Source organism: Ectothiorhodospiraceae bacterium 2226 (genome assembly GCA_013348725.1).
GTDB lineage: Bacteria > Pseudomonadota > Gammaproteobacteria.
Map to the genome: position 1 here is coordinate 2,349,878 of CP054689.1, position 22,034 is coordinate 2,371,911.

The 22,034-nt window shown below is 64.8% G+C and carries 26 protein-coding genes; 19 read left to right on the forward strand and 7 right to left on the reverse strand.

All coding sequences use genetic code 11. From position 1 onward, the window contains the following. Positions 1-124 precede the first annotated feature (124 nt). The 4 genes from HUS23_11380 (at position 125) to HUS23_11395 (ending at position 3,776) form a co-directional block, all read left to right on the forward strand. Complete coding sequence (locus HUS23_11380; GenBank protein ID QKT04366.1) at positions 125-1,141, forward strand: phosphotransferase; 1,017 nt, start codon at positions 125-127, stop codon at positions 1,139-1,141. Further along, on the forward strand, positions 1,129-1,815 hold the full coding sequence (locus HUS23_11385) for a nucleotidyltransferase family protein (protein QKT04367.1): 687 nt from the start codon (positions 1,129-1,131) through the stop codon (positions 1,813-1,815). The genes HUS23_11380 and HUS23_11385 overlap by 13 nt, the downstream gene beginning before the upstream one ends. Then, entirely contained in the window at positions 1,805-2,251 is a 447-nt protein-coding gene (locus HUS23_11390; protein QKT04368.1) for a hypothetical protein, read from the forward strand. The genes HUS23_11385 and HUS23_11390 overlap by 11 nt, the downstream gene beginning before the upstream one ends. Positions 2,252-2,342: 91 nt before the next feature. Next, entirely contained in the window at positions 2,343-3,776 is a 1,434-nt protein-coding gene (locus HUS23_11395) for a glutamate--cysteine ligase (GenBank protein ID QKT04369.1), read from the forward strand. Positions 3,777-3,839: 63 nt separating this feature from the next. Here the strand turns inward: HUS23_11395 and soxA (HUS23_11400) are convergent, their stop codons facing one another. From soxA (HUS23_11400) to HUS23_11430, 7 genes are all read right to left on the reverse strand, one after another. Further along, positions 3,840-4,769 carry a sulfur oxidation c-type cytochrome SoxA gene (gene soxA / locus HUS23_11400; GenBank protein QKT04370.1) on the reverse strand — a complete coding sequence of 310 codons (930 nt, stop codon included), beginning with the start codon at positions 4,767-4,769 and terminating at the stop codon, positions 3,840-3,842. A gap of 317 nt (positions 4,770-5,086) precedes the next feature. Beyond that, positions 5,087-5,950, reverse strand: a complete 864-nt coding sequence (soxA, locus tag HUS23_11405) for a sulfur oxidation c-type cytochrome SoxA (protein QKT04371.1) — start codon at positions 5,948-5,950, stop codon at positions 5,087-5,089. Positions 5,951-6,004: 54 nt separating this feature from the next. Next, entirely contained in the window at positions 6,005-6,313 is a 309-nt protein-coding gene (gene soxZ / locus HUS23_11410) for a thiosulfate oxidation carrier complex protein SoxZ (GenBank protein QKT04372.1), read from the reverse strand. Between the two features lie 44 nt (positions 6,314-6,357). Then, positions 6,358-6,828, reverse strand: a complete 471-nt coding sequence (gene soxY, locus HUS23_11415; GenBank protein ID QKT04373.1) for a thiosulfate oxidation carrier protein SoxY — start codon at positions 6,826-6,828, stop codon at positions 6,358-6,360. 23 nt (positions 6,829-6,851) lie between these two features. Next, positions 6,852-7,190: a sulfur oxidation c-type cytochrome SoxX gene (soxX, locus tag HUS23_11420; GenBank protein ID QKT05060.1), complete on the reverse strand. Its 339-nt coding sequence runs from the start codon at positions 7,188-7,190 to the stop codon at positions 6,852-6,854. A 310-nt stretch (positions 7,191-7,500) separates the two neighbouring features. Then, entirely contained in the window at positions 7,501-8,943 is a 1,443-nt protein-coding gene (locus HUS23_11425) for a M48 family metallopeptidase (protein ID QKT04374.1), read from the reverse strand. Between the two features lie 187 nt (positions 8,944-9,130). Continuing rightward, on the reverse strand, positions 9,131-9,436 hold the full coding sequence (locus HUS23_11430) for a hypothetical protein (protein ID QKT04375.1): 306 nt from the start codon (positions 9,434-9,436) through the stop codon (positions 9,131-9,133). Positions 9,437-9,624: 188 nt separating this feature from the next. Here HUS23_11430 and HUS23_11435 point away from each other — a divergent pair, with 188 nt between their 5' ends. The 15 genes from HUS23_11435 to HUS23_11505 all read left to right on the forward strand — a co-directional run bounded on the left by HUS23_11435 (position 9,625) and on the right by HUS23_11505 (position 22,017). Then, positions 9,625-9,969: a rhodanese-like domain-containing protein gene (locus tag HUS23_11435; protein QKT04376.1), complete on the forward strand. Its 345-nt coding sequence runs from the start codon at positions 9,625-9,627 to the stop codon at positions 9,967-9,969. Positions 9,970-10,133: 164 nt separating this feature from the next. Beyond that, complete coding sequence (locus HUS23_11440; GenBank protein ID QKT04377.1) at positions 10,134-10,364, forward strand: sulfurtransferase TusA family protein; 231 nt, start codon at positions 10,134-10,136, stop codon at positions 10,362-10,364. A gap of 23 nt (positions 10,365-10,387) precedes the next feature. Then, positions 10,388-10,855, forward strand: a complete 468-nt coding sequence (locus HUS23_11445) for a DsrE/DsrF/DrsH-like family protein (protein ID QKT04378.1) — start codon at positions 10,388-10,390, stop codon at positions 10,853-10,855. Positions 10,856-11,251: 396 nt separating this feature from the next. Beyond that, a complete protein-coding gene (locus tag HUS23_11450) occupies positions 11,252-11,920 on the forward strand; it encodes a 4Fe-4S dicluster domain-containing protein (protein QKT05061.1) in 669 nt (222 codons plus the stop codon). 45 nt (positions 11,921-11,965) lie between these two features. Then, on the forward strand, positions 11,966-13,315 hold the full coding sequence (locus HUS23_11455; protein QKT04379.1) for a heterodisulfide reductase subunit B: 1,350 nt from the start codon (positions 11,966-11,968) through the stop codon (positions 13,313-13,315). Between the two features lie 23 nt (positions 13,316-13,338). Further along, positions 13,339-14,367 (forward strand): CoB--CoM heterodisulfide reductase iron-sulfur subunit A family protein, encoded by a 1,029-nt coding sequence (locus HUS23_11460; GenBank protein ID QKT05062.1) that lies wholly within the window; start codon positions 13,339-13,341, stop codon positions 14,365-14,367. After that, positions 14,342-15,217, forward strand: coding sequence for a hypothetical protein (locus HUS23_11465; GenBank protein ID QKT04380.1), 876 nt, complete (start codon positions 14,342-14,344; stop codon positions 15,215-15,217). The genes HUS23_11460 and HUS23_11465 overlap by 26 nt, the downstream gene beginning before the upstream one ends. Positions 15,218-15,241: 24 nt before the next feature. After that, on the forward strand, positions 15,242-15,958 hold the full coding sequence (locus HUS23_11470) for a 4Fe-4S dicluster domain-containing protein (protein QKT04381.1): 717 nt from the start codon (positions 15,242-15,244) through the stop codon (positions 15,956-15,958). Next, a complete protein-coding gene (locus HUS23_11475; GenBank protein QKT04382.1) occupies positions 15,951-16,862 on the forward strand; it encodes a CoB--CoM heterodisulfide reductase iron-sulfur subunit B family protein in 912 nt (303 codons plus the stop codon). Before HUS23_11470 ends, HUS23_11475 begins: the two co-directional genes overlap by 8 nt. A gap of 74 nt (positions 16,863-16,936) precedes the next feature. After that, positions 16,937-17,383: a glycine cleavage system protein H gene (locus HUS23_11480; protein QKT04383.1), complete on the forward strand. Its 447-nt coding sequence runs from the start codon at positions 16,937-16,939 to the stop codon at positions 17,381-17,383. Positions 17,384-17,385: 2 nt separating this feature from the next. Further along, on the forward strand, positions 17,386-17,781 hold the full coding sequence (locus HUS23_11485; protein QKT04384.1) for a DsrE family protein: 396 nt from the start codon (positions 17,386-17,388) through the stop codon (positions 17,779-17,781). A gap of 206 nt (positions 17,782-17,987) precedes the next feature. Continuing rightward, on the forward strand, positions 17,988-18,425 hold the full coding sequence (gene gcvH / locus HUS23_11490; GenBank protein ID QKT04385.1) for a glycine cleavage system protein GcvH: 438 nt from the start codon (positions 17,988-17,990) through the stop codon (positions 18,423-18,425). A 263-nt stretch (positions 18,426-18,688) separates the two neighbouring features. After that, entirely contained in the window at positions 18,689-19,867 is a 1,179-nt protein-coding gene (locus tag HUS23_11495; protein QKT04386.1) for a radical SAM protein, read from the forward strand. After that, positions 19,864-20,946, forward strand: coding sequence for a lipoate--protein ligase family protein (locus tag HUS23_11500; protein QKT04387.1), 1,083 nt, complete (start codon positions 19,864-19,866; stop codon positions 20,944-20,946). The genes HUS23_11495 and HUS23_11500 overlap by 4 nt, the downstream gene beginning before the upstream one ends. 9 nt (positions 20,947-20,955) lie before the next feature. Continuing rightward, positions 20,956-22,017, forward strand: a complete 1,062-nt coding sequence (locus HUS23_11505; protein QKT04388.1) for an NAD(P)/FAD-dependent oxidoreductase — start codon at positions 20,956-20,958, stop codon at positions 22,015-22,017. Positions 22,018-22,034 lie beyond the last annotated feature (17 nt).

The following is a 22,034-nucleotide window of genomic DNA, read 5'->3' on the forward strand; positions in this document are numbered from 1 at the left end:
AGGCCCGCAGCCTACGGCGCGCGTGGCGGCGGATCAAGCCGTCCGGCACACGGTTCACAAAGGCGGACGACCGCCTTGGCGTACAATGCCTGCAACGATCATGGCAGCAGGAGTTGACGGCGGTATGGATGAGCGATTCGACGCGTTGACGCGCTGGCTGCGCGAGGACTTGCGCCTGCCGGCCTTCGACATTGCGCCGGCCTCCAGCGATGCGAGCTTCCGGCGCTATTTCCGCGTCGGTTACACCGCCGCGGGGGCGGCGGTGACCCGCATTGCGATGGATGCGCCCCCGCCGCAGGAGGATGTGGGGCCGTTCATCCATACCGCCGCGCTGCTCGGCGACATGGGGCTCAATGCGCCGCGGGTGCTGGCCGCCGCGCCGGAGCAGGGCTTTTTGCTGCTCACCGACCTCGGGAACCGACCGTATCTGGACGCGCTGGACGAGGACAGCGTCGAGCGCCTGTATGGCGATGCGCTCGGTGCCTTGTGCACCCTGCAGGCCCAGGGGCCGCGGGCGGATGGGGCGCTACCGAGTTATGACCGGACGCTGCTGCTGACGGAGATGGGCTTGTTTCGCGAGTGGTATCTGCAGCGCCATCTCGATATCGCTCTGTCGGACGCGGAGGAGCGTGGGCTCGAACGCATATTCGCGTTTCTGGCGGATGCGGCGCTCGAGCAGCCGCGCGTGTGCGTGCACCGTGATTACCACTCACGCAACCTGATGGTCTGCGAGGGCCATAACCCCGGCATCCTCGATTTTCAGGATGCGGTGATCGGCCCGTTGACCTATGACCTCGTCTCCCTGCTGCGCGACTGCTACATCGCCTGGCCGCGCGCGCGGGTGGAGGCCTGGGCGCTCGGCTACCGCACGCTGCTGCTGCGGCGCGAGGTGCTGAGCGAGGAGGCCGCCGACGAGGCGCGCTTCCTGCGCTGGTTCGATCTGATGGGCGTGCAGCGGCATCTCAAGGCCGCCGGCATTTTCGCCCGGCTCAACGCGCGCGACGGCAAGCCCGGTTACCTGAAGGACATTCCGCGCACGCTGGGCTATGTGGTCGAGGTCGCCGGGCGCTACCCCGAGCTCGCGCCGTTGGCGGCCTTACTGGCGCGCACCGACCAGGAGGCGTCGGCGTGCGCGCCATGATCCTCGCCGCGGGCCGCGGCGAGCGCATGCGCCCGCTCACCGACCACACGCCGAAACCGCTGCTCGAGGTGGGCGGGCGGCCGCTAATTGAATACCACATCCTCGCCCTGGCGCGCGCCGGGATGTGCGACATCGTGGTGAATCACGCCCACCTCGGGGCGCGCATCGTCGAGCGCTTGGGCGACGGCGCGCGCTACGGCGTCACGCTGCGCTACTCGCCGGAGCCCGAAGGCGCGCTGGAGACCGGCGGCGGCATCCACCGCGCGCTGCCCATGCTCGGGCCGGACCCGTTCGTGGTGGTGAACGGCGACGTGTGGACGGATTACCCCTTCGAACGTCTGCCGGCCGCCCCCGACGGGCTGGCGCACTTGGTCATGGTGGACAATCCCCCGCACCACCCCGGGGGCGACTTCGTACTGGACGCGGGCTGGCTGAGCGCCGCGGGTGAGCGCCGCCTGACCTTCAGCGGGATCGGGGTCTATCGCCCCGCGCTGTTCGCCCCTTGCCGGCCGGGCGCGTTTCCGCTCGCGCCGTTGCTGCGCGATGCCATGCGCGCCCACCTGGTGAGCGGCGAGTACCACGCGGGGCGCTGGAGCGATGTGGGCACGCCGCAACGCCTGGAAGAACTCGACCGCGAGCTGCGGACCACAGGAGAGCCGAGTCATGGTGTTTGATGCCGAACGCGTCGCGCGGGCCTTCGCCTTCGACACGGTGCAGGCCGACGACCTGCGTGCGCGCTGGCGGGAGTTGATCGATCTTGCCGTGTGGAGCGACCTCAAGTGCAGCAAGATCGGCGCGCTGCCCCGCCTGCGCAAGCGGCTGTTGGAGGTGGGGGAGAACCTGCGATCGTTCTACGCCGACCGCAGTTGGATCCCGCAGCCCCGTGAGCAGGTCAAAGGCGCCATGGCGGCCAGCCTCAATCTGCGCGACGCGCTGCTGAACCTCGAGCGCTCGGCGCAGTTGCTCGACGGTGGCACGGACCTTCCCGACTTCGAGAGCAAGTTGCTCGCTTTGCGTCAGCGCATGCTAAAAGTGATGGAGGCGCATGAACATCAATGGGCGGCGCTCTTGGAGGAGCAGTACGGGGCCGACGTCGACGACGAGGACTGACTCGTAAGGCCGGGGTGCGCCGCATGGCGCGCCCGCGGCGCTACCCGCACGGACGGCGGCCCCGGCCTGCAAACGAGATAAGGAGATCTGGGTGGGGCAGGAGATCAGCGGTAGCCGCTTTACCAAGCGGGACTTCACACGCTTCAGCGCGCACCTCGCGCAAGAGACGCAGTTGCTCGCGCGTTGGTTCGACGAACAGGCCTTCGGTGTCTCCCCCTGTACCGGCGGATTGGAGTTGGAGGCGTGGTTGGTGGGCGCCGACATGCAGCCCGCGCCGCTCAACGCGCAGTTCCTGGAGGCGCTGCAGAATCCGCTCGCGTTTCCCGAGCTGGCGGCGTTCAACATCGAGCTCAACAGCGCACCGTCGCCGCTCACCGGCGATGCCTTGCGCCGCATGCAGGCGGAGCTCGAGGCGCTCTGGGCCGCCTGCCGCCGCGCCGCCGCCACGCTCGGGGTGCACATGGTGATGATCGGCACCTTGCCCACCGTGCGTCAGGAGATGCTCACGCTCGCGAACATGTCCGGCATGGCGCGTTACCGCGCGCTCAACGAGCAGGTGCTGAGGGTGCGCCGCGGCCGTCCGCTGCAGCTCGACATAGAAGGCCACGAGATCCTGCGCGTCGCGCATCACGACGTGATGCTGGAGGCCGCGACCACCTCTTTTCAGATCCACCTGCAGGCGGCGCCGGAGCAAGCGGTGCGATTCTACAATGCCGCCATCGTCGCCTCGGCGCCGATGGTGGCGTTGAGTGCCAACTCGCCGTACCTGTTCGGGCACGACCTGTGGGAGGAGACCCGCATTCCCCTGTTTGAACAGGCGGTGGAAGTCGGCGGCTTCGAAGGGGCGGCTTTCGGGCCCATCAAGCGCGTGACCTTCGGCTCGGGCTACGCGAGCGAATCGCTCCTCGAGTGCTTTCGGGAGAACCTCGAGCACTATCCGGTGCTGCTGCCGGTCGAGTTGGACGGGCCGGCGGAGGCGCTCAATCACCTGCGGCTGCACAACGGGACCATCTGGCGCTGGAACCGGCCGTTGATCGGCTTCGATGTCGAGGGGCGGCCGACGCTGCGCGTGGAGCATCGCGTGGTGCCGGCGGGGCCTACGATCGGGGATGCGGTGGCGAACGCGGCGTTCTTCCACGGGCTCGCGCACGCTCTGGCGCACCTGGAGGCGCCGCCGGAACTGCAACTGCCGTTCGCGGACGCGCGCGACAACTTCTATGCCGCCGCGCGCCATGGGTTGGGGGCAACCGTGGCGTGGTTGCGCGGTCAGCGCCTCAACGTGCGGGAGTTGATCCTCGGGCAGCTCATTCCCTTGGCGCGGGTGGGGTTGGAGGGGCTCGGCATCGATGCAGGTGACGTGGACCACTCCCTGCGCATCGTCGCCGGTCGGGTGCAGAGCGGGCGCACGGGAAGTGCCTGGCAACGCGCATTCGTCGCGGCACACGGCCGGGATTGGCAGGGGCTGGTGCGCGCCTACCTCGTGGGCCAGGAGTCCGGGGTGCCGGTGCACGAGTGGCCCGTCTGACGTCGCGGCGAGGCGGTGCCGGCAGACCCCCCCGAAGAAGGAGGGGCCTGCCGGCGGGCGGTCTTAGAAGCGAGCTCCGGGGCCGTTCAGCGGCAGGCCGTTGCTGAAGTGGGTGTGGAAGTACTCCAGGTTGCGCAGGGTTTCACTCTCGGCCGCCGGAGGGGCGGCGCGCACCTGATTGTGGCAGCCGCGGTAACGCCGGTGCAGCGAGCCCATCTCGCCCCACTTGGAGCGGTACTTGGGCATATGCGTCGTCTGCCCCAGGGCGGCACTCAGATTGTTGGTGCGCAGTGACTGACCGGCAGTCTCGAAATGGCAGTGATAACAGGCGAAGTTCAGCTGCCCGCGCCGCGAGAAATAGTACTCCTTGCCCGCGTTGTAGGCCTCGAGCGCGGCCGGGTCGTCCGGCACCTCCACATTCACCTGGCGCCCGCGAACCTGATAGGCGAGGTAGGCGGCGATGGATACCAGTTCGCCTTTCTCCGCGTCGAGCGGCTCCTCACCATTGGCTTCGCGGCATAGATTGATGGCGTAGCCCAGGGTAACCACCTCACCGCGTTCGGCATCCCAGCGTGGATACTGATCGGCCACATCCGTGGCGCCGAAGCAATCAAGGTAGCTGCGCCCGTTGGCAAACGGGGTATTGAACAACTGCTCCCCCTCCTCGATGTAGGGGTCATAGGGCGGGAACTCCTCGATCATCTCCCATTCCGCGCGGGCAGCCGGGAACAGGGCGTACAGACCGTTGGAGAAGTCCTCGTAGGGCACGTCCGGGAACTTGTTGCGGAAGTACTCCTGGATGACTTCCACGTCCTGCTCGGGGGTCGCCCCTGGCTTCATGAAGGGCGGATACTGCTCAGCCCCGGCGGGGCGGGCGGCGAGCAGCAGCAGTACGGCGGCGGTGGCAAGGGCCGATAGGGCGATGAAGGTTGCGTGACGGGACAGCCAATGGCGGCCTGGCGGCGCCGTGCGGGTGGCTTGGGATCTCCTCATGACTTCCTCCTGAGGAAAGACCTACGGTCGCGTGAGGGGTGCCCGGATTGGACTACGTCGCACAGGCCCGGGCCCTGCAGGTGCGGCGGTGACACGCGGAAGCAGACGATGCGCACTTTCCTTATATAGGACGTGCAGATGGCACTGTCCAGGACGCGCCGGCCGCCAGGATTGGCTGCGGATTCACTCTTCAGGCGCGGCGGCAGAAGCAGTAGCGTCAGGATGCAGGGGGCAGAAAGGCGGGGCGCCGCACAGTTCCCATAAAAAAACCGGCCCGCTTGCGCGGGCCGGTCCGTCCAGCAACTACCGTACTTCGCTCAGAAGCGCGCGCCTGGGCCGTTCAGCGGCAGGCCGTTGCTCATGTGAGCGTGGAAGAACTCCAAGTTGCGGAAGGTCTCGCTCTGCGAACCCGGCGGCTTCGCACGCACCTGGTTGTGGCAGCCGGTGTAGCGGCGGTGCAGCGAACCCATCTCACCCCACTTGGAGCGGTACTTCGGCATGTGGGTGGTCTGACCGAGCGCCGGCCCCAGGTTGTTGGTGCGCAGCGACTGACCCGCAGGCTCGAAGTGGCAGTGATAGCACGCGAAGTTCAGCTGCCCACGACGGGTGAAGTAATACTCCTTGCCCTCGTTGTAGGCGGCCAGCGCGGCCGGATCGTTCGGCACCTGCACGTTCATCGGGCGCCCACGCACCTGGTACGCCATGTAGGCCTCGATGGACACCAGCGGACCACGGTTGGTGTTGAGCGGCTTCTCGCCATTGGCCTCACGACAGAGGTTGATGGCATAACCGAGGGTCACCACCTCGCCGCGCTCGGCATCCCACTTCGGATACTGGTCGGCGACGTCCGTCGCACCGAAGCAGTCGAGGTAGGTCTTGCCGTTGGCGAACGGGGTGTTGAACAGCTGCTCGCCCTCTTCGATGAACGGCTCGTAGGGCGGGAACTCCTCGATCATCTGCCACTCGCCGCGGGCGATGGGGAACAGTGCGTACAGCCCGTTGGAGTACTCCTCCATCGGTACATCCGGAAACTTGTTGCGGAAGTAGTTCTGGATGATCTCCACATCCTCGGCGGGGGTGGCGCCGGGCTTCATGAAGTCCGGAAACTGCTGCGCGGAGGCACTGCCCATGCCGTAGGCCATCAGGCCGACGGCCGCCGCGATCGGCAACATTGTTTTCATTTGCTTCCTCCTAAACCTGAAAGAGGTTTTCGGCTCGTTGTTGGCCTACCAGCGTTAGATCGTGGTCTCGGACGAGTCGCTCTCGCCCTTGTTGTCGACCCAGCTCATCTTCAGGGTGTCGCCCTTTTTGGCGCCCTTGAATTGGAAGGACAAGTAGGGGTTGGCGGCGATACCGGCGCCCCACAGTGCGGTCATCACCTGCTGGCCGTTCACTTCGGTCACGACCTCGGTGATGTAGTGGGCCGGGATGCGCTGGCCGGTCTTGCCGTCCTTGCGCTGGCCGGTCTCCATCGGGTGCTGGATCAGGGCGCGCACGGTGGTGGAATCGCCCTGCACAGCGGTACGAACACGAATCGTCGACATTTCAGAATCCTCTCGAACTGAGTACTAAGCCAAGGCGAGGGCGATTAGCCGCCGCAGCCGCCGATGGTGACCTTCACTTCGCGGCGCGCGGTGTGCAGCTTGCCGTTGGACTGCACCACGGCGACCACATCGGAGGTGCGGGCCATCTTGATGCGGGTGGCCACCATGCCTTCGGCATTGGCGGAGAGGTCGAACTTACCGGCCAGGGGCTGGTTGTTCTTCTCGACGATGATGGTGATCGACTCGGGGTTGGCGATCGAGGTGTTGATCGTAACCGGCACCACGGCACCATTCTCGGCGATGTCCGGGGCGGTGATCTGGATGTCGCTGCTGTCCTGGGTGCCCGCGTCCTGGTACAGGTTCTGCATCACGGCGTCCATGGAATCGGCCTCGAAGGCGCCTTTGGGCCAGCTGGCCAAGACCGCCTGCGGAGTCAGCAGCCCGGCGCCCACGGCGACGGCTACGGCGCTACCGGCCAGACCACTCTTCAGAAACGTCCTGCGTTGCATGCTCATCAGTACACTCCGAATCAGAATTATTAGATCGTGTAAAGGAATTCGACGATTTTGTCGATTTCCTGCTCAGTCAGGATCTCGTGACGCCCGAAGGGCGGCATCATGGAGAGCGGGTTGAACTGAGTCGCGTCCCATACCTGGGCGCGAAGCTTCGCCTTGTCGGGGAAGCGATCCTTCATGGCGACCAAAGGTGGCGCGATGTTGCCGGGACTCTCACCGCCCGGGACCATGTGGCACGCGAGGCAGTTGCCTTTGCGACGGTCGAAAGCGATCTCTTTGCCTTCTTCGGCAGCGCTTTTTTGCTGCTCCTGCGCCACGGCTACCCCGGGCACTACGGCGAACGCGCCAAGGATGGCGGCCATCGCCCCGGCTGCCGCGAGGGTCTTCACGGGATTCCGCATGGGTTCCTCCTCACGAAAAGGACTACGGTTTAACAAGTTATCTTCTGGATATTTGAGAAAGCAGTCGGATCAAGATGTGCTTCCTGGGCCATAGAATACCGACTGCCGGGAGCAAGGCAAGCGATTGATTAAACGTTAGAAAATAAGGGGTGGCTAATATTCAGGCGGGTCCGGGGGGCACTTGCTGCCGGTAGGGAAGGATCAACTAGTTGATCTGCCAGGACGTTCTCTCGGGCGCGCCCGGCGTCGCGCAAGGCCTCGGCATCCGGCGTCAAGGATTGGAAACCTGGCGCCGCGGGTTGCTTTCAAGTTCCATGTTTTCCAAGCGGGCGTTCACGCGAGCGCGCTCGTGGGCCCCGAGATCGTCGCGACGCAGCGCCTGGCGCAACTGTTCGACGGCGCGGTGGACGTTGCCGTTCAGGTAGTAGTGTTCGGCCATCGCCTGATGGGCGGCGGCCGCTTCGCCGAGTTCCGAGTGGGCACGCGCCAAGAGGTGGTAAAGCTGCGCATCGGCTTCGTTGTACCGCAGGTGGTCGCGCAGCAAGGTGCGGGCCTCGCCGGCCCGGCCGAATTCCATCAGGGTCGAGGCATAGGCCCGCGTAAGCGCGACGTTGCCTGGATAGAGTTCCACCAGTTCCCGGTAGCTTTCGGCGCTGCGTTCCGCGTGTCCGGCGGTCTTCTCCACCTCGGCCTTCAGCAACAGGTATTCCAGTTGGTCGGGGGATTCCTCCAGCAGGCCCGCAACAAGCGTTTGGGCGGCGGCCACCTCGCGCGCTTCCAGCAGCGCCAAGGCCCGGCCGTAACGCAGGGTTTCGGGATGGCCGTGGTTGTCGGCGGCCAGCTCGCGCTGGAAGTCGGCGGCCACGGCGCGTGGTTCGCGTGACAGGAGTACCCGAAGGCGGGCCTGAGCCAGGTGAAACGCCACGCTTTCCTCACGCGTCTCGCCCCGTTGCTCCTCGGCCCGGTGACGCGCATCCGCGATGCGCGAGGCGTGCACCGGATGGGTGCTCAGGATCTCCGGCGGCGCCGAGCCGTGCAGTCGGGCGTGGCGCTGCAGGCGCTCGAAGAAGGCCGGCATGGCCTCCGGATCGAACCCCGCCCGCGCGAGCAGCTGGATGCCGACCCGATCGGCCTCGTACTCGTGCGCGCGGGTGTGATTGATCGCCATCTGGATGCTGCCGGCGGTGTAGGTGGCGAGCGCGGCCTGCGCCGCCTGTGGGCTGTACTGGCTCAACACCATCGCCGCGAGGATGGCGGCCGCGCCGGGCAGGCCCATGCGGTTCTGCCGCTCAACCTGACGGGCGATGTGGCGCTGAGTCACATGGGCGATTTCGTGGGCGAGCACGGCCGCCAGCTCGTGCTCGGACTCGGCCGCCAGGATCAGCCCGACGTGCACGCCGATGTACCCGCCGGGCATGGCGAAGGCGTTGATCGAAGGGTCGTCGACGACGAAGAAAGTGAACTGGTACGTGGTCTCGTTGGCATAGGCCGCCAGCCGGTCGCCGAGGTTCTGCACGTAGGACTCCACCACCGGGTCGTCGAGCAGGCGCAGTGCGCTACGTAAGGAACGCATCGCCGACTCGCCGATCTGCCGTTCCTGTTCGGCGCTGAGCACCGTGGAGGAACTCGAACCCATTTCGGGCAGGTCGAGCGGTCCTGCGGCATGGCCCGCCGCGGCGCCGAGCAACCCGACGAGGGCGAACAGCAGTGTCAATAGCGGGCGTCGCCCCCTAGGAGGGGAGTGGTCGTGGCGGCGGGGACGGCGGGCAAGGGGCAAGTAAGGCCTCCGGAGGCGCTGCTGCAGCGGCTGCTTGTACCTCCTGCGACGCGTGAACCGGCGTCGAAGTTCCCCCGGCGGCGGGGGAGGGCGGCCCGGGAGCCGGGGCTCCCGGGCGGCGGGTTTACTTTCCGCGCTGGGGTGCGGAGGAGTAGCGGAACATGCTGTTCCGGTCCTTCCATACGGCTTCTTTGAGCACCGCATCGGGGATGGTAAAGCGCTCTTCGGGCCGCACCTGCGTGGTCTTGACGATCTTGATGATGTCGTCGTACTTCATCTTGCGCAGCAGACCGTCATTGTTGGTCAGGCGGACGATCATGAAGTCGTCATACAAGCGGTAAACGTAGAGATTGGCCGGCCGCAGCTTGCCCGCCTCATCCCGCATGGTCACGGTATAGCGCGTATCCGGCTGAAAATCTTTCTTTTCCACGTCTGCTCCTGTTGCGTTAGCCCATCGACGAGACGCCGCACTTTAGCATGCGCCGCGAGCGGCCCTCAACGCGTGCGGGGTGACTCACCGGTAACTGGGGTGTCGGCTCTTGGGCGAACCAAGATGCATGCTGCATAAGGATATTATAAAATAGCGATAATTTGCCAATGTAGAGGGATCGCCGAACCATGTATAGCTTTAAAGAGCTCGGCCCCGCCGAGTTGCGGGCGCTGCTGCAGACCCCTGAAGCGAAGCGGATCCGGCTGTTCGATGTACGTTCGCCTGCCGAGGCGCAGCGGGGCGCCATTCCGGGCGCCGAGAACGTGCCGCTGCACGTACTGCCGCTGCGCGAGGGCGAGTGGCGCTCCACCGAGGATGAGGGAGATGATACCCTCCGGATCTTCTACTGCCAGAGCGGCGGACGGTCCGCCCAAGCCTGTGCGCTGCTGAGCGCGCGCGGACACCGCAACGTATGCAACCTGCGGGGCGGCATCATGGGCTGGATCGAGAGTGGCGGGGCCGTCTCCTTGTGAGCCCGGGCGGTCGGCGCGGCCGGCCGGTTTTGGGTATTGCGTTCCAAAACCATCTGTGTCATATAAGTGTAGGATGGAATTCTGGAATTCTAATTAAGCGAGTCATGGCGGCGCCGGTAGTGCGCCGCTTTGTTTCAACCTAGCGAGTAGAAAGGAGAGCAGTAATGGCGAATTTTGATCAAGAACTGGACGCCTCGGGTCTGAACTGCCCGCTGCCGATCCTGCGCGCGAAGAAGGCGCTGGGCGGGATGCAGGGTGGTCAGGTGCTGCACATCATTGCGACCGACCCCGGTGCCGTGAAGGACTTCGAAGCGTTCGCCAAGCAGACCGGCAACGAGCTGCTCGAGCATCGTGAGGAAGGCGGCAAGTTCTACTTCTTGATGAAGAAGGCGTAAATCGCAACGCCCGGGAGGCGTCCATGAGCGAGAAGAAGTTGGCGATCATCGCCACGAAGGGTAGTTTGGATTGGGGTTATCCGCCGTTCATCCTGGCATCCACCGCGGCGGCCCTAGGATATCAGGTTCAGGTGTTCTTCACTTTCTACGGGCTTCAGTTGTTGCGCAAGAAGCTCGATGTCAAGGTCACCTCGCTCGGCAACCCGGGTATGCCGATGCCGCTCCCGATGCCGGTGCTGCTCCAGGCGCTGCCCGGTATGCAGGGGATGATGACGGCGATGATGAAGCAGAAGATGCGGTCCAAGGGCGTCGCCAGTCTCGAGGACCTGCGGGAGCTTTGCGTCGAGGCCGACGTCAAGATGATTGCCTGCCAGATGACGGTCGATTTGTTCGACATGAACCCCGAGGATTTCATCACGGGCATCGAGTACGGTGGCGCAGCCACGTTCTTCGAGTTCGCGGGCGAGTCCGACATCTGTTTGTTCATCTAACTCTCGGTTGAGGGTGGAAGGCGGCTCGACCGCCTGGCGGACATCCCCGCGTGGGGGTTGTCTCCCTGGCGGCGGGTCGCCGTTCCTTTTCTAGGGTGGTGCAGGCTCTAGAGCGGTGCAGGAGGGGCTAGGCGCGCGCGCCTAACTCCTTTAGTATATCTGAATATGATGGTAATGCGGTGGCCGTTCGGCTATCCTTGTAAGTCGCACTAGGGTGCTTGGCTGCGGCGTGTTCGTTCAGGTAGCATAGGCGTTTTTTAGGCGTATTTCTGGTGGGTTCCCGCGCAGGCGGTGCCCTCTTCGAAGCAGCGGTATCGAGTCTGGCGCAACCTCGTGTCGCGGGCGCGGCCGAGGGCAACGCGAAGAAGAGGTAATCTCATGGCTACATATGCAGAGATGCAGGAAATCTACGACGAGATTCGGAGTGATTTCCGCTACGACCACGAACTAAACGGCTGCTTGAATTGCGGCATTTGCACCGCTACGTGCCCGTCGGCGCAGTTCTATGACTACAGCCCGCGCGAGATCGTGCAGCTCCTCTGGACGGCGAACGTCGAGCAGATCTACGACGCCATGCAGGAGAAGATCTGGGCTTGTGCGCAGTGCATGACCTGCGCGGCGCGTTGCCCGTTCAAGAACTCCCCCGGCGGCCTGGTCATGATCATGCGCGAGGTGGCGATCAAGCACGGCATGCAGTCCGCCAAGGACGTGCTGCGTCCCTTCGGTCGCGTGATGCTCAAGCTCATCACCACCGGTAACCAGCTCTCCCCCGACATGATCCAGCCGGACCACTTCCCTGACTGGGGTCCGAATATCCAGAAGGTCGAAGGCGACCTGAAAACCCTGCGCAAGGCCATTCCGGTCAAGACCCTGCAGACGGTCGAGACCGCGTGGGAAGTTTCCCTGAAGACGTCCATCGAGATGTACACCATTTGGGAGATGACCGGCGTCATGAACTCCCTGGAGACGATGGACGAGAACTTGTTCGACGTAATCGAAGACTTCATCGACGAGAAGCGCGACGACTACGAAGACTGGCTCGAAGAGCAGGAAGACGACGACTGATCCCCGCGCGGCGCCACGACGGCTAAGCAGCGACTAGGAGGCATTATGAGCAACCAGATTCCTGGCGACGAAAACACCGGCGGCATCGCCGGCCACGGCTCCTTCTTCCAGGACGCCAACCTGTCGGCGGAAGAGGCCACGCGCGCGACCGATTGGGTGCGCAAGCACGTGGACCGTCGCACCATCGACCTCGGCGAGCGGATGGACGACATCCGCGAGCACATGTGGGAGCTCGAGAAGGAGGGCGAGATCATCGTCCACCGGATCACCGACGAGCACGAGCCCATCAACGTCAAGACCCTGTTCGGCTGGGACAAGAAGGTCCCCACCAAGCAGCTGTGGCACCACAAGAGCTGCGGGCAGTGCGGCAACATCCCGGGCTACCCCGCGTCCCTGATGTGGTTCATGAACAAGTTCAACTTCGAGCCGGGCAAGGACTACCTGGACGAGACCGACCAGACCTCCTGCACGGCGTGGAACTACCACGGCTCGGGCATCGGCAACGTCGAGTCGCTGGCCGCGGTGTTCCTGCGCAACTTCCACCAGGCCTACGTGTCGGGCAAGCAGCACGGCCACGAGCTGGGTCACTTCTTCCCGCTGGTGCACTGCGGCACCTCCTTCGGTAACTACAAGGAGATCCGCAAGTACCTGGTCGAGTCGGCGGAGCTGCGCGAGAAGGTCAAGAAGATCCTGGGCAAGCTCGGTCGCCTGGTGGACGGCAAGCTGGTGATTCCCGAGGAGATCATCCACTACTCCGAGTGGGTGCACGTGATGCGCAACCGCATCGCCTCCGAGCTGCAGACCATCGACGTGTCCAACATCCGCGTGACCATGCACGCCGCGTGTCACTACTACAAGATGGTGCACGAGGACGCGATCTACGACCCCACGGTGCTGGGCGGCAACCGCACCGCGGTCGGCTCCTCGGTGGCCCAGGCGCTGGGTTCGCAGCTGATCGACTACTCCACCTGGTACGACTGCTGCGGGTTTGGCTTCCGCCACATCATCTCCGAGCGCGAGTTCACCCGCTCCTTCACCATGGACCGCAAGATCCGCGTGGCGAAGGAAGAGGCCCAGGCCGATGTGATGCTGGGTATCGACACCGGCTGCATCACCACCATGGACAAGAACCAGTGGATCGGGCGCGCGCACGAGCAGAACTTCTCGGTGCCGATCATGGCCGATGTGCAGTTCGCGGCGCTGGCCTGCGGGGCCGATCCGTTCAAGATCGTGCAGCTGCAGTGGCACGCCTCGCCCTGCGAGGAGCTGGTGGAGAAGATGGGCATCAGCTGGACCGAGGCCAAGAAGAACTTCGAGGCCTACCTCAAGGAGGTCGAGGCCGGCAACATCGAGTATCTCTATAACCCGGAATTGGCGTTGGGAGGAAGGGCGTAACAATGCAAGACACGATTCTAGTAGTGGGCGCCGGTCCGGCCGGCCTTGCCGCCGCCGCGGGCGTTGCCGGTGCGGGGCGTCGCGCCGTTCTGGTCGAGAAGGAGGACGTCCTGGGTGGCGCCCCGATCCTGTCGGGTTACGCGAAGCTGGTGCCTTCCGGCGAGTGGGCGAAAGACGCGATCGGCCGCATGGTCAGCCGCGTCGAAGAGGACGCCAACATCACGGTGCACAAGAGCACCAAGGTGACCAAGGTCGAGGGCGAGGCCGGTAACTTTACCGCCACCCTGTCCAATGGCGAGACCGTGAATGCGGGCGCCATCGTGCTCGGTACGGGCTTCACGCATTTCGACTCGATCAACAAGCCCGAGTGGGGCTTCGGCACCTACGAAGACGTGCTGACCACCACCCAGGTCGAGCAGATGGTCGCCAGCGGCAAGATTGCTTGCCCGTCCGACGGCCGTGTGCCCGAGCGCGTTGCGATCCTGCTGTGCGTGGGCTCCCGCGACCGTCAGATCGGCCGCGAGTGGTGCTCCAAGATCTGCTGCACCGTGTCCACCAATCTGGCCATGGAAATCAAGGAACTGTCGCCCGAGACGGACGTGTTCATCTACTACATGGACATCCGTACGTTCGGTCTGTACGAAGACAAGTTCTATTGGAAGTCGCAGGAAGAGTTCAAGACCAAGTTCGTGAAGGCGCGTATCGCCGAGGTGACCCGCTCCGGCGACGGCCGCCTGCTGGTGAAGGGCGAGGACACGCTAGTCAAGCGTCCCATCGTGATTCCGTTCGACATCGTGGTGCACGCCATCGGCATGGACCCGAACGTGGACAATCCCGAAATCTCCAAGGTGTTCGGCATCGGCCTTGAGAAGCATGGCTTCGTCGACAAGGCCGAGCATTACACCAACACCAGCGGTACCACGCGTCCCGGCATCTACGTGGCGGGCGCGGCGACGGCTCCCGAGACCATTGATGACAGTATCTCGCAGGGGCAGTCGGCCGCACTGAGGGCGATCAACGACCTAAATGCTCTGGCGCAAAAAGCAAGCTAAGGACGGCACCGCGGGCGGGAGCGAAGTGCTCCGGCCCGCGGCGCTTACCGTCGAACTGGACGGCAGTATCTTCAACAGCAAGCTGGACGAGATGCTGCGTGCGATGGAAGAGCAGGCCGGGGTGGCCGAGTTCATCGGCTCCTTGCAGACCAAGCATGCGCTGTTCGAGCGTGCCATGGCCAAGGATCATCTCGGCCAGCTCGACCAGGCCGCGCTCGACGCGCTGATGGAGACGGTGTTCCCGGCGCGCAAGCGTTTGCCGGGCGCGCTGGGTCGGCTGGAGCTTCAGGCGGTGCGTGAGTTGCTGGAGCGACTGGTGTACGGCGAGGGCGCGGTGAAGGAACGGCTGGACGCCTTCGTGGCCGCGGTCCCGGTTGAACCGGCGCAGGACAAGGCGGGTCAAAAGCTCAACGGCAAGGTACGGCGTTCGGCGTGGGACTTCGGCGCGGAGTTGCTGCACTTTCGGGCTCCGGAGCAGTATCCGCTGATGACGCGCTGGGTGTGGGATCTTGGCACGCAAAGTGGCGCCATGCGCGAGTTCATCAAAGGCGGCGACACCCTGCGGGAGACGCCGTTCGATGATCGTCCGGAGACTTATGAAGCGGTACGGGTCTGGGTGGCGGAGCGGTTGAGTGAGCGCGGCTTTTACCGCGACGTGCCGTACTTGGTCGATCTGGTGTTCGCTTGGGCGTACACCGACTACATGCGCGCGATGTCGAGCAGCATGGGATTATTGGAAGCGGAGTTCGGCGGTAAGCAGGATCCGGCCGAGCCGGTGAAGAAATTGTTGGGAATTGACCCCGCGCGGCGTGGCGGTCAATCCCGGGTTAAACGGGACACCGTGCACTGACGCACGGGTAGCGCGGAGACAGCGATGGCTATTCACGAGAAGACCCTGATCGAGCCGGAACGCATTCTGCAGCACGACAAGCTCGTGGTGGACGGCGTAGACGTGTCCGGTCATTGGAACACCATGATTACGCCGCGTACCGTGGTCGACTACGACGACGATTTCGAGGCGACCATTCAGAAGTACACCGGCGGCGAGAACGTGCACCGTTGCTGGCAGTGCGGCTCGTGCACCAACTCGTGCACCATGTACGCGCAGAACACCGACTTCAATCCGCGCTACTGGATCTACGTCACGCGTCTCGGCCTGAAGGACGAGATCATCCGTGACAAGGAGATCATCTGGCAGTGCGTGTCGTGTAACAAGTGCACCAACATCTGCCCCAAGGACGTGCGTCCCGAAGGCGTGATGAAGGCGCTGGCGCACTGGCTGGAAGAGGAAGGCATCACCGACAAGACGCCGTCCACGATCTTCGACGAAGAGTTCACCGAGCAGATCTATGCGCGGGGCCGTATCGAAGACGGCGACGTGATGAAGAACTTCTTCAAGAAGACCGGCCAGCCGCTGATGCAGCCCTGGTTGGTGGAGATGATCAAGCGCATGGTGCGCTACATGCCCGTCGCGCATCTGATGCGCATGGGCACCAACACGGTGTTCAAGCCGCGCACCAAGTCTTGGGGTCGTACCGGCGAAGTGCTGCAGGAGTACGTCCGCGAACAGAAGGAGGCCGCTCATGGCTAAGGTTGCCTACTACCCGGGTTGTGCCCTCGAGGGCTCCGGTGGTCCGTACGACCGCTCCACTCGCGCCATCGTCAAGGCGCTGGGCCTGGAGATGGAGAACCTGAAGGACTGGAACTGCTGCGGCGCCATGGAGGTGAAGAATGTTCACCCGATGCTGCAGACCTACCTGTCGGCGCGCAACCTCGCCATCGCCACCGAGCAGATGGGCCTGGATGCCGTGATGGCGCCCTGCAACGGCTGCTATCACAACCTGAAGAAGGCCGAGTTCGAGTTGGCGACCTCTGAGGACGCGCTGAACACGGTGAAGGATCTGGCCAAGAAGTCGGACGATCCGGAGTACACCGGCGATGTGCGTACCCTGCATCTGCTCGAGTGGCTGATGGAGGAGCTCGGTCCGGAGGGCGTGAAGGCCAAGGTCAAGAACACCCTCAAGGGCATCAAGATCGCCAACTATTACGGCTGCATGTACACCCGCCCGCGCCAGATCTTCCCCGAGAAGGATCAGGGTCCGGGTTCGGAGTCCAGCTACAAGCCGCACTTTATGGACGATCTGTTGGCCGCGGCGGGCGCCGAGAACGTCGACTTCCCGCTCAAGACGGCGTGCTGTGGCGGTGCTCACACGCTGTCCGACGCCGACACCTCCACCCAGCTGGTGCTGAACCTGCTGCAGGCGGCCGAGGATTCGGGCGCCGAGGTGATTGCCACCGAGTGCCCGACCTGCCACTCCGGCCTGGAGATGCACCAGGTGCGGGCGGAGAAGGAGTTCGGTATCAAGACCGGCGTGAAGATCCTCTACTTCACGCAGCTGCTCGGTCTGGCGCTGGGCCTGTCCCCGCGCAAGCTGGGGATCCACGAGAACGTTAGCGACTCGATGGACTTCCTCAAGCAGCGGGGCGTCGCCTAATCAGGCGCGGAAGGGCGACCGGCGTGGGCCGGTCGCCCTTTTGCCCAGGATCCACCAAGAACAAAGGGCAGCGCATGGAGTGTAACGGCTGCGAATTCCGTCCCGAGCTCTATTACGACGACGAGTTCCAGATCTGGGTGCGGCGCGAAGAAGACGGCAGCCTGACGGTCGGTATGACCGACATCTCGCAGACGATTGCGGGCAAGATCCTCAATCTGCGGGTGCGTAAGCCGGGCACGGTGCGGCCGGCCGGCAAGCCGGTGGCCACCATCGAAAGCGGTAAATGGGCCGGGCCCATCCCCAACTTTTTCGAATGCACCATCATCGAAGGCAACCGAACGGTGATGGAGGATCCGAGCTTGCTCAATATCGAGCCTTACGAGGCCTGGGTGGCGCGCGTAATGCCCACCGAGGGGGCCGAGGTGGCGCTCAGCAAGCTTCTGATTGGCGACGAGGCGCAGCGCGGTTACTGCGAGCGCGCGCGGCGCGAAGATATCCACTGTGAGCGGAACGTGCGGTAGCTATGAGCGATCACTACCTCGACAACGAGGAGAAGAAGGTCGTCATCATGATGACCAGCGGGCCCAGTACGCCGCATCGGTGCGCGACGCCGTTTTTTCTGGGCGCCATCTTGGCCTCCATGGACGCCGAGGTTGATCTGTTTCTGACCATGGAAGCTGTCAAGCTCGCCCAAAGAGGGGTGGCCGAGAACCTGGCGGCGATGGCGGGCGGCAAAAAGATCATCGAGTTCATGCGCGACGCCAAGAGCGCGGGCGTGAAGCTCCACCTGTGTCTCCCGGCGTTGCCGGGCTACGAGATCGACCCCAACGCCGAGATCATCGCTGAGATCGACGAACTCTCCGGTGGCGGGGTGTTGGCCGACCTGGTGCTGTCCGCCGACCGGGTGCTTTCCTTCTAGCAGATGATATGCTGTTAGGTTGGACGGCGGGTCGGCGCTGGTCGGCCCCGCAGTTTCCGTTTCTGGTGCCCGCTGGGTAGTGGAGGCGGTGGCGCGGCGCGCGATGCCGCGATGGTAGGTGGAGGAACCTATTCCAAGGCGAGCCTGCCGCCAATGGGGGAGTCCGCAGTTTTTTGTTGGATCCATAGCTCTAAGGAGAAGAAAGTATGGGCGCCGTACGTGGGTGTAACATTCCCGAAGACCTGATGTACAACGTTGAGAACAACGTCTGGGTGCGCAAAGAGGGCGACGGCACCGTGACCGTCGGCATGACCTCTTACGCCTGCTCCCTGGCCGGTCAGATCGTCTCCTACACGCCGAAGAAGGTCGGTAAGGACGTCAAGAAGGACAAGTCCTGTGCCACCGTGGAATCCGGCAAGTGGGTGGGTCCGGTGAAGGCGCCGGTCGCCGGCGAAGTGACCGCGATCAACGACGCGGTGGCGAGCAAGCCCGGCTTGATCAACGAAGATCCCTACGGGGACGGTTGGCTGGTGAAGATGAAGCCCTCCGACTGGGACGGCGAGTCGGCCGATCTTGTCACCGGATCCGATGCCCTGAGTGCGTTCGAGTCCAAAATGGACGCGGACGGCTTCGGCGGCTGCTGAGCGAGCCGACGCGGTAGGCGGGTCGCCGCATTGCGGATGCGGTGGCCCGGCTCCTTTTGCGGGCACGGGGCTGGAGTCGCAGGCGTCATACTGCGAGCGCCGAACGGCATCGTGGCCGCTGTAACGCCGCGCGTTCTTGTCCGCAGCGGAGTGAAATCTGGCGCGGAAGCCGAGCTTGGAAGCGGGCGCCTTCCGCGTCGCCGTTGGAGAGACGGCGACTGCGCGGCGTGCCGGCGCGGGGATCGAATCACACGGGGGTTGGCATGAGTGATTGGTACGGCATCACGCGTCGCGTCGAGGCGTTGGAAGACATCCAACTCGACGAAGCGCTCATCGCGGAGATGGGCGGGCGCTGGCAAGCGGCGGGCTTGGCCCACGCCGATATCAACTTTTATACGCCCACCTTCAAGTCCTTCCAGACCAGCGAGATCAAGGACTGCGGCAAGAGCGCGTGGCCGGCGGTGTCCATCACCGGCGGCGACTGCAAGCTGCAGTGCGACCACTGCAAGGCCAAGATCCTCGAGCCGATGATCCCGGCGCGTTCGCCCGAGGATCTGTGGCGCGTGGTGAACGAGATTGTGGAGCAGGGCGGTCAGGGCATGTTGCTCACCGGCGGCTCCAACCACCGTAACGAAGTGGAGTACGACGACTACTACTCCACGATTCGGCGGATCAAGGACAACTTTCCCCACTTCAAGATCGCGCTGCACACCGCGCTCGTCACCGACGATATTGCCAAGAGCATGGAACAGTCGGGGATCGATGCGGCCATGATGGACGTGATCGGCGCGCAGGACACCATTTCCCAGGTATACCACCTGCGCCGCAGCGTGGATGACTTCGAGCAGACTCTCGAGACGCTGGTCAACACCAACATGAAGGTGGTGCCGCATATCGTGGTGGGGCTGCATTACGGTCACCTGCTAGGCGAGTGGAACGCGCTCAAGATGCTGCAGCGGCACACGCCCGATGCCGTGGTGCTGGTGGTGGTGATGCCGTTCTATGCGCCGGAGCATCGCCCGTTCGTTACGCCCGACAGCACCGAGGTGGGACGCTTCTTCATGGACGCGCGCGAGGCGCTGCCTCGCACGCCGTTGCTGCTCGGCTGCGCCCGTCCGCCGGGTCTGTCCAAGATGCAGATCGACACCTATGCGGTCATGGCCGGTATGACCGGCATGGCGCACCCCTCGGACGGCATGGTGGAACTGGCCGCCCGCTTGGGACGGCGGGTGACCGTCACGCCCGCTTGCTGCTCCATTGCCGTGGGTGACGAGGTGCTGGCCGTCGACGGTCCCGGCCGTGGCATCGAGGTAGACCTCGAACAGATCCTCGAGCACGAGCGGCAGCATCGGCGGGCGCCGATCGCGGCCAGCGGCAGCCTGAAGGGGATCAGCATCGTCAGCGAAGGTGCCGCGGCCGGCAGCGGGGGGTGCGGGGTATGAATACGCGTGATGAGCAGACCTGGCGCCTGATCGACACGGGCCTGCGCCGCGCGGCCGAGAACATGGCACTCAACCGCGCCATGCTGGAGGCCCATCAGGAGGGCCTTATTCCGCACACCCTGCGGTTCCTGCAGTTCACCCCCAGTGCCCTTGTCGGTTTTCACCAGAGCGTGGCCCAGGAGCTGCGCGCGGATTACTGCCGTGAAAACGGTATCGACATCCAGCGGCGCATTACCGGCGGCGGCGCGATCTTTTTCGACCCCACTCAGATCGGTTGGGAGCTGTACCTCGACAAGCGCGCGCTCGGTACCGCCGACATGGCGGCGATTGCGCGGCGCATCTGCGAGGCGGCGGCCGACGGTATCAGCCGCCTGGGCGTTGACGCCCAGTTCCGCCCACGCAACGACATCGAAGTGGACGGGCGCAAGATCTCGGGCACCGGCGGCGCCTTCGACGGCGATTCCATCCTCTACCAGGGCACGCTGCTGGTGGATTTCGACGTGGAGCGCATGCTGCGCGTGCTGCGCATCCCGGCCGAGAAGTTGAGCGACAAGGCCATCAGTTCCGCGCGCGAGCGCGTCGTGAACCTGAAGGAACTGCTCGGCGAGGCGCCCGCGCTCGCGGACGTGAAGCGCCACATCGCGGACGCCTTTGGGGAGGCCTTCGGCGTGCGTTTCGAGGCGGCCGAAGAGCTGACGGCGGCCGAGCAGGAGAAGTATCGCGAGGCGCTCGCCGAGATCGACACCGACGAGTGGGTCTATCAGATCGACCGGCCGCTCAGCGAGACCCCCACCCTCGACGGCATTTACCGCTCCGAGGGCGGCCTGATGCGCGTCAGCGTCGCGGTGGACAACGCGCGCAAGCGCATCAAGCAGCTGTGGATCACCGGCGACTTCTTCGTTAATCCGAAACGATTGGTGCCGGACCTGGAGGGCGCGCTGCGCGACACGCCGATCGAGGCGCTGGAGCAGAACGTGCAGCAGTTCTTCGATGATTATCAGGGCGAGATGCTGATGCTGAAACCGCAGGATTTCGTGGCCGCGATCCAGAGCGCCCTCAATCCGCCCGAGGCGAAGTAGGAGCCGGTCATGCGCACGGTGGACGTCCTCGTGGTCGGTATGGGGCCGGGCGGCGCGAGCGCTGCCGCCGAGGCGGCCGCCGCCGGTCGCTCGGTGCTCGCCGTGGAGCGCAACCGCCGGCTTGGCGAGCCGGTGCAGTGCGCCGAGTTCATCCCGAACCCCATGGGGCGCTACGCCCGGCCCGAGGGCGTGTTGCAGCAGCGCGTCACGGGGATGAAGACCATGCTGCCCTCCGGCGCGGTCGAGGCGTCCGAGTTCCCGGGGCTGATGATCGACCGCGCGGCCTTCGATCGCGCCATCGCGCAGCGGGCCATCGAGGCGGGGGCTGAGGTATTGACCGGCACGCGTCTGGTGGCCCTGGATGCGGAACGGCGCGTGGCGACCTGTGCCGACAAGACGCAGCGCTTCGACGTGGCGTACGAGCTCATCATCGCGGGCGACGGCCCGCACTCGCCGGTGGCGGAGTTGCTCGGGCTCCCGCCGCTGGAGATCGTTTACACGCGCCAGTACACGGTGCCGCTGCTGCGGCCCTACGCGGATACCGACATCTGGCTGTCCGACGACTATCCTGGCGGGTACGGCTGGTTGTTCCCCAAAGGGGCGGTCGCCAATCTGGGCCTCGGTGCCGACCGCGAGTTCGAGGACAACCTCAAACGCCCGCTGGAGGCGCTGCATGAGGCGCTGGTGGCGCAGGGGCTGCTCGGGCGCGAGATTCTGGCGCGCACCGGTGGCGCGATTCCCGTCGGCGGGCCGCGCGAGCACCTGGTCGAGGGGTGCGCGCTCTTTGTCGGCGATGCGGCAGGACTCACCCATCCGATCACCGGGGCAGGCATCCACGCGGCCGTGGTGTCCGGCGAGGCCGCCGGGCGTGCGGCCGCCGCCTACCTGGCCGGGGATGAGAATGCGCTGGAGGATTTCGAGGAGGACGTGCTCGATCAGTTCGAGCCGGGGTTGCGCCGCGCCGTGGAGCGCCGCGCCTCCCTCAAGAACTGCTGGCGCACGCCGGCTGCGGCCGAGGACGCGAACATGCGTCGCGGCTGGATTGCGTTCGACGAGTACTTCGCCGCGTAGCGCTGCTGCGGGCGGCA